This window comes from Pseudomonas sp. TE3899, assembly GCF_056279105.1.
Map to the genome: position 1 here is coordinate 3,276,948 of NZ_JBWBQR010000001.1, position 13,145 is coordinate 3,290,092.

Here is a 13,145-nt window from a genome sequence, read left to right on the forward strand (position 1 = left end):
GGGGGCTTGCCCCCGTTCGGCTGCGAAGCAGTCGCAATCCTGCCAGCGCGTTCTGCCTGACCCAACTGGGTTGAATGGTTTTGGGGTCGCTTCGCGACCCAACGGGGGCAAGCCCCCTCGCCACAGGTGATCATTTGCCATGATTACGCTGGTACGTCTCCTCCCCCATCGCCGCAATCTGCCCCTCGATCAACGCCTCGAACGGCTTCAGCAACGGCTCGAACGACGTCGGTGACTCCAGCGTCTGCAACGCCTGCACAATCGCCTCCACCGTCGACAACGCCCCCGGCCCCGGAGCCTTGCGCAGCCGATACCGCGACACACCGCCATCGACCAATGTCACCCGGGGCAACGCCGCCAGCAACGGATTGAGGTGCAGCATCTTGCGCGCCTTGCGCCACGTGCCGTCCGGGACCACCAGCAATAGCGGTTGATCGTTTTCGGCATAACTGCGCAACGGCTGCGCCTCATCGGCAGGAAACAACAACCGCGCCTGATAACCGGGTGGGTTCAGCAGCGCCGGCAAATCCTCGAACACCTCACCGACGATCAACTCGGCATTCTTCAAGCCCAACGCGGCGAGACGCGCGGTGTTCAGCGCATGGTTCACTTCACTGGGATGCTGCAACAGCAACACCCGGGTGCGGCTGTCGAGGCTCGGGATCAGCGGGCACAGGCAATGGCTTTGCGGACGCAGGCAGCGGGGGCATTGGATTCTGGACATGTTCTTAAGCCTGATTAAGCTGTGCTTTGAGCAGATCGCGGAAGGTCTGGATCAGCGGTTCGCGGCTGCGGCCTCGGCGCACGATCATCGAGAACGGCGCCTGATAACCGAAGGTTGCTGGCAGCAACACCCGTAAGTCGCCCTTGTCAGCCCAGGCCTGGGCGTAGTGCTCCGGCAAGTAACCGATGTAGGCGCCGGACAGCACCAGGATCAGTTGGGCTTCCATACTTTCCACGGTGGCGGCACTGTGCTTGAAGCCGTGGCGCGCCAATTCCGCCTGGCTCCAGTAACCGCGGCCGACCATGCGCTGCTGGGTGATGACTTGTTCGGGAATGCGCCGCTCGGTGAACAGCGGATGGCGGCTGCTGCAATACAGCCAGTGTTGTTCGCGGTACAGCGGCATGTACACCAGGCCGCTCATGCGCGTGGAAAACGCGCCGATGGCCAGGTCGAGGCGGTTGTCCTGCACGCCGAGTTGCAGTTCGTAGGGACTCATTACCGACAAATGCAAATGCACTGCCGGGTGTTCCTGGCTGTAGGCGCCGATGGCTTCGGCAAAGGGCAAGGCCTTGTCGCTGACGGTGGAATCGATGACCCCGAGGTTCAGAGTGCCACGCAACTCACCCTTCAATGCCGCTGCGTATTGCTCGAAACCTTCCAGTTCAGCCAATAGCCGCAAGGTTTCCTGATGGAACAACTCGCCCTTACTGGTCAGGCTGAACCCACCGCGCCCGCGATGGCACAGCACCAGACCGAGCGCGGCTTCGAGCTGGCTCATGTAGGTGCTGATCGCCGAGGTCGAGAGGTTGAGCTCTTGCTGGGCGTTGGCGAACCCCTGATGACGGACCACGCTGACGAAGATGCGTAATAGTTTCAGGTCGGGTAAAGCGTTGGCCATGGGGTTCTCCACCTGTCGATCGTTCCCACGCTCTGCGTGGGAATGCAGCCCGTGACGCTCTGCGTCACATGCACAAAAGAGCGGGACGCGGAGCGTCCGTGGATGCATTCCCACGCAGAGCGCAGGAACGATCACGCGAGGGAGTCTATCGCCGTGCCCGCCATTAGTTTAGAAAAATCTGAACTAAGTATTTGCCCGTAGCGATTCTTCCCGCCCACTACATTTCGCATTATCGGCCCACAGCGGTGCCCGTCTCTCCCGTGAACGGCGCGCCGACATAAATAAAACAACGACGATGAGGCCTTACCCGTGGACAAGATTCTTCACCAACCACTGGGCGGCAACGAAATGCCGCGCTTCGGCGGCATCGCCACCATGATGCGACTCCCCCACTTGACCACCGCTGCCGGCCTGGACGCTGCCTTCATTGGCGTGCCGCTGGACATCGGCACTTCCCTGCGCCCTGGCACTCGTTTCGGACCTCGCGAAATCCGCGCCGAATCGGTGATGATCCGCCCGTACAACATGGCCACCGGCGCCGCGCCGTTCGATTCGCTGTCGGTTGCCGACATCGGTGACGTGGCGATCAACACCTTCAATTTGCTGGACGCCGTGCGGATCATTGAAGAGTCCTACCACAGCATCCTCGAACACGACGTGATCCCGCTGACCCTGGGCGGCGACCACACCATCACCCTGCCGATCCTGCGTGCGATTCATAAAAAGCACGGCAAGGTCGGCCTGGTGCACATCGATGCTCACGCCGATGTGAACGATCACATGTTTGGCGAGAAAATCGCCCACGGCACCACCTTCCGTCGCGCCGTCGAAGAAGGTCTTCTGGACCCCGACCGCGTGGTGCAGATTGGCCTGCGCGCCCAGGGTTACACGTCCGAAGACTTCAACTGGAGCCGCAAACAAGGCTTCCGCGTGGTTCAGGCCGAAGAGTGCTGGCACAAATCCCTGGCGCCGCTAATGGCCGAAGTTCGCGAGAAAGTCGGCGGCGGTCCGGTGTACCTGAGTTTCGATATCGACGGCATCGATCCGGCCTGGGCACCTGGCACCGGCACCCCGGAAATCGGTGGTCTGACGACCATTCAGGCAATTGAAATCGTGCGTGGCTGCCAAGGCCTCGACCTGGTCGGCTGCGATCTGGTAGAAGTCTCGCCGGCTTATGACACCACCGGTAATACCTCGCTGCTGGCCGCCAACCTGCTGTACGAAATGCTCTGCGTACTGCCGGGCGTGGCCCACCGCTGAGGAGTGGTCATGAACGAACGCGATCAGGTTTTGAAAGCCGCCGCCGATCTGGTGAGCGCTTTTGCCCGTAATGATCGCGAAGCCTACTTCGGCGCCTTCAGCGCCGATGCCAGCTTCGTGTTCTACACCCTCGAACAGCCCCTGCTGTCGCGCGATGCCTACCAGGCGTTGTGGGACACCTGGCGCGCCGAGGATGGCTTCGAAGTGCTGTCGTGCACCTCGAGCAACGCCTTTGTCAGCCTGCAGGGTGACGTGGCGATTTTCATCCATGACGTGGCCACCGAGCTGCGCATGCAAGGGGAGCAACACTTCAGCCAGGAGCGCGAGACCATCGTCTTTCGCAAAGAACAACAAGGCCTTTGGCTGGCCTGTCACGAACATTTGTCCGCTATGCCGGAAGGGCTGCCATCCCCTTAGCCAAACAGGTGACGCTCACACACGATGAGCGCGCCTTTATGATCGGAGCTGATCATGAATAACAACAACAAAGACAAAGACCAAAGCCTTACGCAAATTGAAACCTACGGGGTCGAACAGATCCCGGACAGCGAACGTACCGCAGGCCCGACGGACTTGTTCCGGATGATCTTCGGCGGTTCCAATACCTTCGCCACCGCCGTGCTCGGCAGTTTCCCGGTGCTGTTCGGCCTGTCGTTCCAGGCCGGTGTCTGGGCGATTGTGCTGGGGGTGTTGCTGGGTTCGCTGATCCTCGCGCCGATGGGCCTGTTCGGCCCGATCAATGGCACCAACAACGCCGTGTCTTCCGGTGCGCACTTCGGCGTGCACGGGCGGATCGTCGGTTCGTTCCTGTCGTTGCTGACCGCCATCGCCTTCTTCTCGCTCAGTGTGTGGAGTTCGGGAGATGCGTTGATTGGTGGTGCAAAACGCTTGATCGGCCTGCCGGAAACCGACCTGACTCTGGGCCTGGCCTACGGTCTGTTCGCGATCCTGGTGCTGACCGTGTGCATCTACGGCTTCCGCTTCCTGCTGTGGGTCAACAAGATCGCGGTGTGGAGCGCCAGCCTGCTGTTCCTGCTGGGCATCTTCGCTTTCGCCGGCCCCTTCGATGTGAACTTCGCCGGCACCGTGAGCATGGGTCAACCAGGCTTCTGGGCCGCGTTCATCGGCGCTGCGCTGGTGGCGATGAGCAACCCGATTTCCTTCGGGGCGTTCCTCGGTGACTGGTCGCGCTACATCCCTCGCGACACGCCAAAAGGCCGGATCATGGCGGCGGTGGTGATCTCGCAGATCGCGACTTTCATCCCGTTCCTGTTCGGCCTGACCACCGCGACCATCGTGGCGATCAAGGCCCCGGACTACATCGCGGCCAACAACTACGTCGGCGGTCTGCTGGCCGTTTCACCGAGCTGGTTCTTCCTGCCGGTGTGCCTGATTGCGGTGATCGGCGGCATGTCCACCGGCACCACCTCGCTGTATGGCACCGGGTTGGACATGTCCAGCGTGTTCCCTCGGGTGCTGTCGCGGGTCAAGGCGACGCTGTTGATCGGGGTGATGTCGATTGCCTTCATCTTTATCGGGCGCTTTGCGGCGAACCTGGTGCAGAGCGTGTCGACCTTCGCCGTGCTGATCATCACCTGCACCACCCCATGGATGGTGATCATGATCATCGGACTGGTGGTGCGCCGCGGCTTCTACTGCCCGGATGACCTGCAAGTGTTCACCCGCGGCGAGAAAGGTGGCCGCTACTGGTTCACCCACGGCTGGAACTGGCGTGGCCTGGGGGCGTGGATCCCGAGTGCGCTGGTGGGTTTGTGCTTTGTGAACCTGCCGGGGCAGTTCGTGGGTGTGCTGGGCAACCTCGCTGGCGGCATCGACATCAGCCTGCCGGTGACCCTGGGTCTGGCCTCCCTGGTGTATTTCATGCTGCTGAGCCTGTTCCCGGAACCGAAGGAAGTGTTCGGCCCGCAGGATGCACGCAGCAAGGGCACGGATTCGCTGGGTAAACCGGCGTTGCGCCAAGCCGCCTGATTCAACGCATTACTTGTGGACAACGCATGACCTGTAGGAGCGAGGCTTGCCCGCGAAGAACGATAACGCGGTCTGCCTGACAGACCGCATCGCCCCCTTCGCGGGCAAGCCTCGCGCCTACAGGGATGATGTTTTCGCAGGAATTGATTTTCGCCTCACCATAAAAAAGACAATCGGAGACACGCCATCATGGCCCTGGATTTATTCGTCGTACTCATCTACGCCGCCGCGATGCTGATACTCGGCTATTACGGCATGCGCAAAGCCAAGACCAACGAAGACTTTTTGGTCGCCGGTCGTAACCTCGGCCCGAGCCTGTACATGGGCACCATGGCTGCCACCGTTCTGGGCGGCGCGTCTACCGTTGGCACCGTGCGCCTGGGCTACGTCCATGGCATCTCCGGTTTCTGGCTGTGCGCGGCCCTCGGTTGCGGGATCGTGGCGCTGAACCTGTTCCTCGCCAAACCGCTGCTGAAACTGAAGATCTACACCGTTACCCAGGTCCTGGAAAAACGCTACAACCCGATGGCCCGCTCGGCGAGCGCGGTGATCATGCTGGCGTATGCGCTGATGATCGGCGTGACCTCGATCCTGGCGATCGGCACCGTGCTGCAAGTGCTGTTCGGCCTGCCGTTCTGGATTTCGGTACTGCTCGGCGGTGGCGTGGTGGTGATCTACTCGGCCATCGGCGGCATGTGGTCGTTGACCCTGACCGACATCGTCCAGTTCGTGATCAAGACTGTGGGCCTGATGTTCATCCTGTTGCCGATCTGCCTGTATCGCGTTGGCGGCTGGGATGAGTTGGTGCTGAAACTGCCGGCGACTGCCTTCAGCTTCACCACCATCGGTTGGGACACGATCATTACCTACTTCATGATCTACTTCTTCGGGATCCTGATTGGCCAGGACATCTGGCAGCGGGTGTTCACCGTCAAGTCGGCCAAAGTCGCGCAGTACGCCGGTACCTTTGCCGGTTTCTACTGCATCCTCTACGGCCTGGCTTGTGCCCTGATCGGCATGGCCGCTCATGTGCTGATCCCGGACCTGGACAACGTCAACAACGCCTTCGCCGCCATCGTTAAGCTGTCCCTGCCGGACGGTATCCGTGGCCTGGTGATCGCCGCGGCACTGGCCGCCATGATGTCCACCGCCAGCGCCGGCCTGCTCGCCGCCGCCACCACCCTGACCGAAGACCTGCTGCCGAAACTGCGTGGCGGTAAACAGTCGAGCCTGCGCATCAACCGTCTGTTCACCCTGATGACCGGCGTTGTCGTGCTCGGCATTGCCCTGATCGTGAATGACGTGATCAGCGCCCTGACCCTGGCCTACAACCTGTTGGTGGGCGGCATGCTGATCCCGCTGATGGGCGCGATCTTCTGGAAACGCGCCACCACTGCCGGCGCCATCGCCAGCATGGGCATGGGCTTCGCCACGGCGCTGGTGTTCATGTTCAAGGATGGTCTGGATGCGAACACACCGATCTATTACAGCCTCGGCGTAGGTTTGGTGAGCTTTGTCTTGGTCAGCCTGCTGTCCCGTCGCCCGGCCGTTTTGGCTAGCGCGGCCTAAGCTTCTATAAAGAACTGATGCTTTCTTCGACGGGTGTGGCGTCGGTTGCCACACCCGTTTTTTTTCGTCTGAAGGAAACTGCTTATGAAGATTGTTTCTCGTGACCAGTGGTTTGAAGTGAAAACCTTGTCCGACGGCATTCGCCTGATTCACGAGCCGTACATCCGCCCCTTCTACCGCTGCAACCTCTGGCACATCCAGGGCCGCGACAAGGACTTGCTGCTGGACAGCGGCTCGGGGCTGGTGAGCCTGCGCGAGCAACTGCCATGGATTACCGAGCGGCCGTTGGTGGCAGTGGCGAGTCATTGCCATTTCGACCACATTGCCGGGCATCACGAATTCCCCGAACGCCTGGTGCACCCGGCTGAAGCGCAGATTCTCGCGTCGCCCGACGGCGAGAACACCTTGAGCACGGCGTTTGTCGGTGACGAGATGTTCGAGGCGCACCCGGACTGCCCGCTGTGCTATGCCGAATACCGGGTCAAAGCCGCGCCGGCCACGGGTTTCATTGAGGAGGGTGACGTGCTGGATCTGGGTGACCGCGTGTTGCAAGTGCTGCACACACCGGGGCATTCGCCGGGCGGCATCAGCCTGTATGAAGCGGCGACCGAAACCCTGTTCAGCGGCGACATCATCTACGACGGGCCGCTGATCGAAGACGCCTACCATTCCAACCTCGACGACTATGCCCGCAGCCTGCAACGCTTGCGCGCGCTACCGATTCGCACGGTGCATGGCGGGCATTTCGGCAGTTTTTCCGGAGAGCATCTGCGCACGATGATTGACGAGTGGCAGCGCTGCCACGGCTGAAGCCTGCTGTACTCAGCCCAGGGACAACAACAATAACGCCCTCGAAGAACGACCATGAAAAGAGCCGCCGTTCGTGCTGCCGTGCACCGCTTTATCAGCCGCCTGCTGGAAGGCCGGGATGACTTCGACGACAACGCCAGCCTGGCGCAGTTGGGGCTGGATAAAGAGGATATCGAGGAGCTTATCTTTCATCTGGAGGATGAGCTGGGGCTGACAGCGTTTACGGCGGAGGAAGACCGGATGCTCAAGGACGCCAGGACGGCGGAAGATTTGAGTCGGTTTTTGGTGAGGATTGGACGGGATTGAGAATGGCTGCCAAACACACCGATATCTATGGCAGGGAGGCTTTTGTGGCGAGTGGGCTTGCCTGTGGCGAGGGGGCTTGCCCCCGTTGGGCTGCGAAGCAGCCCCGAAACCATTCACCCCGGTTGTATCAGACGGACCGCGTCATGTGATTTACGACTGCTGCGCAGCCGGACGGGGGCAAGCCCCCTCGCCACAGGCACTGCATGCAACTTACCGGCGGCGCGGCTGGCGTCGACGTTGTTCGTCGTCAGTGCGGATTGGCACAGGTTGCAGAGGCGGTTCGATCAAACCGAGTGCGACACCCAGGTCGTGCAGCCAGTTTTGGATTTTCTCTTTCATGGTGCCCCCTTCAGGGTAGTGCCGAGTGGCGCAATTCTGTAGCCACTTCGCACTGATAGTAGTCCGAAGTGCCAAGCAATGCTCGCCCAAGATCGCAATGATCTGTTACTGAATTGATCCAAATAGCTGACCGAAAGTTCAAGCCGTCGCCAGCGCCTGACTCGGCGCCGTTGGAAAGGCCAATTGCTGCTGCTCCAGCCACGCGTTCAAATTCGCCCCGAGCATGCCTTTGCGCCACATCAGCCACGTCGTGGCGCTGGCAAATGGCTCGGCCAGCGGGTGCACCGCCACGCTTTCACGGCCCGGCAGACTGGCGAGCATCGACTCCGACATCAGCGCCACGCCTGAGCCTGCGATCACACAGGCGAGCATTCCCGGATAAGACTCGATTTCTATCGCCCGGCCCATCGCCGCGTGGTAATGCGCAAACCAGGCTTCCAGGCGCATCCGGTAGGAACAGCCCTGACGAAAGGTGAACACCGAGCGCCCTTGCACATCCATCGCGCTGAGGATCGGCGGGTGACCGGCCTCACTGATCAGCACCAGCCGTTCGTCGCACAGCGGCACGCCATCGAGCCCCGCCAGTTGCAGCGGACCGTCCACCAGCGCCGCGTCGAGACGCCCGGTGAGCAGACCTTCAAGCAATTCGCCGCTGGGGCCAGACTGCACTTGCAGGTTCACCGCCGGATAGGTGCGGTGATAGTTCGCCAACAGCCCCGGAAGATGGATGGCAGCGGTGCTGTACATGGTGCCGAGCACGAAGTCGCCGGCCGGTTGCCCGCCCTGCACCGCCGCACTGGCTTCGTCGTGCAGGGCAAACAGTTTGGCGGTGTAGTCCAGCAGGACTTTTCCCGCAGGCGACAACTGCAAACGCTGACGCTCGCGCAGGAACAGCTCGACACCGAGTTGCTCTTCCAGCTGTTTAAGCCGGGTCGACAGGTTCGACGGTACCCGGTGCAGGCGTTCGGCCGCGCGAGTGATGGAGCCCTCTTGCGCGACGGCCTGGAAAATCCGCAATTGGCTGAATTCCACAACCATCTCCAAATCAGAACAAGTTACTCACTATTATTCATTTTTAAAGAAAGTCAATCAGTCCTAGCCTGACGGTCATTGATCCTCTGCAGGAATTCGGACCATGTCCCCGCTGATTCGCTTAACCGCCAGTTTCATCGCCCTGATGATGGCCATGGGCATCGGGCGTTTCGCCCTGACGCCGCAACTTCCACACTTGCTCAGTGAAGGTCAGATTGACCTGACGGCCGCTGGTCTGATTGCGGCGGCCAACTACCTTGGCTACTTCGTCGGCGCGGTGGACGCGATGTTCGCCCGCCGCCATCACCATGTGCGCCTGCGCCTGTTGGGTGGCCTGTGGCTCTGCGTATTGCTGACCCTGGCTTCGTTCTGGGCCAACGGCTTCTGGTCGCATCTGCTGCTGCGCTTCGGCACCGGCGTAGCCAGCGCCTGGGTGTTGGTGATGATTACTGCGTTGAGCCAGCCATTGGCTGCGGCCGCCGGTCGTCCACGGTTGGGGGCCCTGGTGTTTGCCGGACCGGGGTTGGGAATTTTTCTGACAGGGATGCTGGCTCTGGTCTCACACCTGTTGGGGCAGACTTCGGCAACTTTGTGGCTGATATATGCCGCCGTCGCATTGGTGATGCTGCTGGCGATCCTGCCCTTCCTGCCGCAACCGACTGCCGCCGTCTCGGCACCACCTGTTACGACTTCAGGCAATCAGGGCATCGGCCGCTTAGGGTTGATCTACGGCTTGTACGGCCTGGGCTACATCATCCCCGCCACGTTCCTCTCGCAAATGGCCAACGCGCAGTTCCACGGGCAATGGATGGCGGATCTGTTCTGGCCATGCTTCGGCCTCGCGGCAGCGCTTGGGGTGTTGCTGGTGAGTTTACGTCGACACACGCCGAACGCCACGCGCCATTGGCTGATCGTAACCTTGTGGTTGCAAGCCGCCGGGGTCTTCGCCTGCTTGCTGGGCAGCGCCCCGGGCCTGGCGTTGGGCGTGATCCTCTGCGGCACGCCGTTCCTGGCCTGCATGCAATTGGTGATGCAACGCTCCCGGGAACTGGCGCCCCACGCCACCCAGCGCAACGCCGGGCTGCTGACCGCGTGCTTTGCCGTGGGTCAGCTCGCCGGGCCGTTGCTGGCCGCATTGAGCAGCCATTTCAGCGGTGGTTTGCAGCCTGCGCTGATATTCGCCGGCAGCGGTTTGCTGATCGCCGGCGGTTTGCTCCTGCGCCCGCTCACTGCTGGCCGAGGGCTTTGCGCAAACGACGGCGCACCCACTGTTCAGCGCTGACAAACGTAATGCCAAGCAACACCAGCACTGCGCCGATCACGAAGTTGAGGCTCAGATCTTCACCCAGCAGCACCACGCCGAACGTGACGCCGAACAGCGGCGTCATGAACGAGAACACCGCCAGGTTCGCCGCCAGATAACGGCGCAACAGCCAGAACCAGGTCAGGTAACTGAAGAACGACACCACCAACCCCTGAAACAACACGCTGGCCACCGCCACGGTGGTCAGGCTGACGTGGGTGACCTGGCCGCTGAGCACTGCAATCAGCAACAGGCCGACGAAACCGACGATCAGTTGATAGAACAGGGTCAGGGTCACGGGTGCTTCCGACAGGCGCGAGGCTCGCACCACCACCGTGGTCGCGCCCCACGAAGCGCCGGCCAGCACGCCCAATGCATCGCCCATCAACATGCGATGGTCGAGGTTATCCCACGACACACCGCCGGCAAACGCGATGGAGATCCCGACAAATGCTAGAAAAATCCCCAACCATTGCACCGGCCTTAAGCGCTCGCTGGGCAACAGCCAATGCACACCCAATGCGGTAAAGATCGGCGCGGTGTAGAGAAACACCGACATGTGCGCCGCCGTGGTCAGTTGCAAACCTTCGGAAATGAAGAAGAACTCCAGGCCAAACAGCGCACCGGCCAGTAGTCCACCGCGCCACGTATGGCTCACCTGATCCCAACCGCCCTTCCAGCAGATGAGAAGCCCTACAAGCAACGCAGAAATACCCGACCGCCCGGCGGCTTGCATGACTGGCGCAATGTCGGGCGCCGCCCACTTGATCATCACTTGTTGCACGCCCCAGATCAGGCACAACCCGAGCATCACTTGCAGGGCAAACCCATCGGCGCTACGCCGGGTGGCGCTCACCGGAACACCTCGACAACACAATCCATGGCAGGAACTCGACAGTAAAAGCAAAGCCCCAGCACCAGGCTGGGGCGAAAAATCATGCCGTCGATTATTAACCAGATGGCCAGGAAATGCCGCCTGAAGTGGACCTTCAGATTCCCGATTGCGTCATCAACGCTGCCGTTGCTAGGCTTTGACCTTCGTCAGCTTGTGCGCCACCCAGTAACCAGCGGTACACGCCACACCTGTGGCAAAAGTCCCCCACGCCATATCCATCACCGCCAACCCCGCCGACCATCCCTTCAACGTCGCCCAGTTGCTCAAGTCATAAGTGCCATAAGCCACCAGCCCCAACAACGCCCCCAGGCGCGCGGCCCGCTGCCAGCTCAGGGCCGGCAACACCACGAACACCACACAACCGAAGACATAAAGGAGATAGAACACCGCTGCCGGGGCCAGCAGCGGTTGGTCGAGCATCAGGGGGCCGAGCAGCGTGCGGTAAGTCGGCGCCATCAACACGCCGAGCCAGAGGCCGTCGAGCAGGAGAAACGCCAGCAAGGTGCCGGCGTAGGCAAACAGAACTTTTTTCATCGCAGTCCAACCCCATGTCATCGGCCTACATGGGGCCGGCGAGCGATCAGCTTAGTTCAATGCGATCGGCATGAATGACGATCTGGCCGTTCTTGTACAACGCGCCGATAGCCTTCTTGAAGTTGCCTTTGCTGACGCCGAACATGCTGCTGATCAGGGTCGGATCGCTCTTGTCGCTGATCGGCAGGGTGCCGTTGTTATCACGCAACTTGGCGAGGATCTTCGAGTTCAGGCTGGTGGCGGCTTCTTCGCCGACCGGTTGCAGGCTCAGGCTGATCTTGCCGTCGGTACGGACTTCCTTGATAAAGCCCTTCTCTTCTTTACCGGCGCGCATGAACTTGAAGATTTCGTTCTTGTGGATCAAGCCCCAATGCTTGTTGTTGATGATCGCCTTGAAGCCCATGTCGGTTGCTTCGGCCACCAGCAAATCAACTTCCTGGCCCGGGGTGTAGTTGGCCGGGGTCTTGTCCAGGTAACGGTCCAGACGCGCAGTCGCGGTGATGCGGCGGGTGTGCTTGTCGAGGTAGACATGCACCACCACATACTCGCCGGCGGTCATCTGGCGTTTTTCTTCGGAGTACGGCAGCAACAGGTCCTTCGGCAGACCCCAATCCAGGAACACGCCGATGCTGTTGACTTCAACGACTTTCAAACTGGCGAATTCACCGACCTGAACTTTCGGTGTTTCGGTAGTTGCGATGAGTTTGTCATCGCTGTCCAGATAAACAAAAACGTTGAGCCAATCTTCATCTTCGCTGGGAATATCTTTGGGGATATAACGATTGGGCAGAAGGATTTCGCCATCCGCGCCACCGTCCAGATATAAACCGAAGTTAGTGTGTTTAACCACTTGCAAACTGTTGTAGCGCCCGACTAAAGCCATTTCCAATACCCTCATTGCGTGGGCGGCATTCTACCCGGTTTTGCGGGCCGCGTTCGCCGGCCGGCCCGGTGGCGCGAGAAAATCCTCCGGGAGCCTTAATTTTCCTGGGCTTGCCGACAGGTTTCTCACCGCTCGTCTGACCGATCCGTCAGCCCTGGCCAGCATTCGTTGCTGCCAAACAGGTTTTTTATTGCCCCATCTTCTTATTTAAAACAGCAGCTTAGCCGGGTATTTCGATCAATAACTTGTGAATAATCGAGTGATGGCCTCGGTTATTTCAGGGGGATATTTGCCAAGCAATTGTCAAGTATTTCCTGTACGATGCCTGGCCAAGTTAATTTTCTACAGGTTAATGGCCGCCATGCGTGTAAAAGCATCCAACAGCAAAGCAAAGCCAGCTCCAGCCGTTGAAACCAGCGAATCGATCAACAACCAGATCGCTGCGTTCCTCAAGTCCGGTGGCGAGATCCAGCAAATTGCCAAAGGCGTCAGCGGCCAGACATTCGGCCCGTCGAAGCAAATCACGCTCGGCAAGAAGTAACACCCTGCTTTAACTGGTCCGTAAGCGCTTTGAGCTTCGAAGCGCTTGGACTGGAACCCTCC

Annotated in this window: 15 protein-coding genes; 8 read left to right on the top strand and 7 right to left on the bottom strand. The window is 60.4% G+C overall.

Annotated elements, in window-relative coordinates:
- Window positions 1-130 precede the first annotated feature (130 nt).
- Window positions 131-724, bottom strand: a complete 594-nt coding sequence (locus ACZ89E_RS14970) for a tRNA-uridine aminocarboxypropyltransferase (protein WP_149657085.1) — start codon at window positions 722-724, stop codon at window positions 131-133.
- Window positions 725-728: 4 nt separating this feature from the next.
- The gene (locus ACZ89E_RS14975) at window positions 729-1,622 is read right to left on the bottom strand and encodes a LysR family transcriptional regulator (RefSeq protein WP_008013540.1); all 894 of its coding nucleotides are present in this window, start codon (window positions 1,620-1,622) and stop codon (window positions 729-731) included.
- A gap of 309 nt (window positions 1,623-1,931) precedes the next feature.
- Here ACZ89E_RS14975 and speB point away from each other — a divergent pair, with 309 nt between their 5' ends.
- From speB to ACZ89E_RS15005, 6 genes are all read left to right on the top strand, one after another.
- Window positions 1,932-2,882, top strand: coding sequence for an agmatinase (gene speB, locus ACZ89E_RS14980; RefSeq protein ID WP_054049162.1), 951 nt, complete (start codon window positions 1,932-1,934; stop codon window positions 2,880-2,882).
- Window positions 2,883-2,891: 9 nt separating this feature from the next.
- Window positions 2,892-3,299: a YybH family protein gene (locus ACZ89E_RS14985; RefSeq protein WP_149657086.1), complete on the top strand. Its 408-nt coding sequence runs from the start codon at window positions 2,892-2,894 to the stop codon at window positions 3,297-3,299.
- A gap of 54 nt (window positions 3,300-3,353) precedes the next feature.
- Window positions 3,354-4,871, top strand: a complete 1,518-nt coding sequence (locus ACZ89E_RS14990) for a purine-cytosine permease family protein (RefSeq protein WP_149657087.1) — start codon at window positions 3,354-3,356, stop codon at window positions 4,869-4,871.
- Between the two features lie 189 nt (window positions 4,872-5,060).
- Window positions 5,061-6,440 carry a sodium:solute symporter family protein gene (locus tag ACZ89E_RS14995; protein WP_149657089.1) on the top strand — a complete coding sequence of 460 codons (1,380 nt, stop codon included), beginning with the start codon at window positions 5,061-5,063 and terminating at the stop codon, window positions 6,438-6,440.
- An 84-nt stretch (window positions 6,441-6,524) separates the two neighbouring features.
- Window positions 6,525-7,250: an MBL fold metallo-hydrolase gene (locus ACZ89E_RS15000; protein WP_476255954.1), complete on the top strand. Its 726-nt coding sequence runs from the start codon at window positions 6,525-6,527 to the stop codon at window positions 7,248-7,250.
- Between the two features lie 54 nt (window positions 7,251-7,304).
- Window positions 7,305-7,556, top strand: coding sequence for an acyl carrier protein (locus tag ACZ89E_RS15005; protein WP_149657091.1), 252 nt, complete (start codon window positions 7,305-7,307; stop codon window positions 7,554-7,556).
- A gap of 210 nt (window positions 7,557-7,766) precedes the next feature.
- Here the strand turns inward: ACZ89E_RS15005 and ACZ89E_RS15010 are convergent, their stop codons facing one another.
- Together ACZ89E_RS15010 and ptrR are read right to left on the bottom strand one after the other, a co-directional pair.
- Window positions 7,767-7,895, bottom strand: a complete 129-nt coding sequence (locus tag ACZ89E_RS15010; protein WP_003184145.1) for a PA1414 family protein — start codon at window positions 7,893-7,895, stop codon at window positions 7,767-7,769.
- Between the two features lie 138 nt (window positions 7,896-8,033).
- Window positions 8,034-8,927, bottom strand: coding sequence for a putrescine utilization regulator PtrR (gene ptrR, locus ACZ89E_RS15015; protein ID WP_463259720.1), 894 nt, complete (start codon window positions 8,925-8,927; stop codon window positions 8,034-8,036).
- A 103-nt stretch (window positions 8,928-9,030) separates the two neighbouring features.
- Between ptrR and ACZ89E_RS15020 the strand changes: the two genes are divergently transcribed.
- On the top strand, window positions 9,031-10,209 hold the full coding sequence (locus tag ACZ89E_RS15020) for an MFS transporter (RefSeq protein WP_476255955.1): 1,179 nt from the start codon (window positions 9,031-9,033) through the stop codon (window positions 10,207-10,209).
- Here the strand turns inward: ACZ89E_RS15020 and ACZ89E_RS15025 are convergent.
- The 3 genes from ACZ89E_RS15025 to ACZ89E_RS15035 all read right to left on the bottom strand — a co-directional run bounded on the left by ACZ89E_RS15025 (window position 10,154) and on the right by ACZ89E_RS15035 (window position 12,542).
- On the bottom strand, window positions 10,154-11,086 hold the full coding sequence (locus tag ACZ89E_RS15025) for a DMT family transporter (protein ID WP_476255956.1): 933 nt from the start codon (window positions 11,084-11,086) through the stop codon (window positions 10,154-10,156). The genes ACZ89E_RS15020 and ACZ89E_RS15025 overlap by 56 nt on opposite strands.
- 168 nt (window positions 11,087-11,254) lie before the next feature.
- Complete coding sequence (locus ACZ89E_RS15030) at window positions 11,255-11,659, bottom strand: DUF2177 family protein (RefSeq protein WP_149657095.1); 405 nt, start codon at window positions 11,657-11,659, stop codon at window positions 11,255-11,257.
- A gap of 46 nt (window positions 11,660-11,705) precedes the next feature.
- Entirely contained in the window at window positions 11,706-12,542 is an 837-nt protein-coding gene (locus ACZ89E_RS15035) for a CvfB family protein (protein ID WP_054049140.1), read from the bottom strand.
- Window positions 12,543-12,894: 352 nt separating this feature from the next.
- Between ACZ89E_RS15035 and ACZ89E_RS15040 the strand changes: the two genes are divergently transcribed.
- Entirely contained in the window at window positions 12,895-13,083 is a 189-nt protein-coding gene (locus tag ACZ89E_RS15040) for a hypothetical protein (protein ID WP_017337097.1), read from the top strand.
- Window positions 13,084-13,145 lie beyond the last annotated feature (62 nt).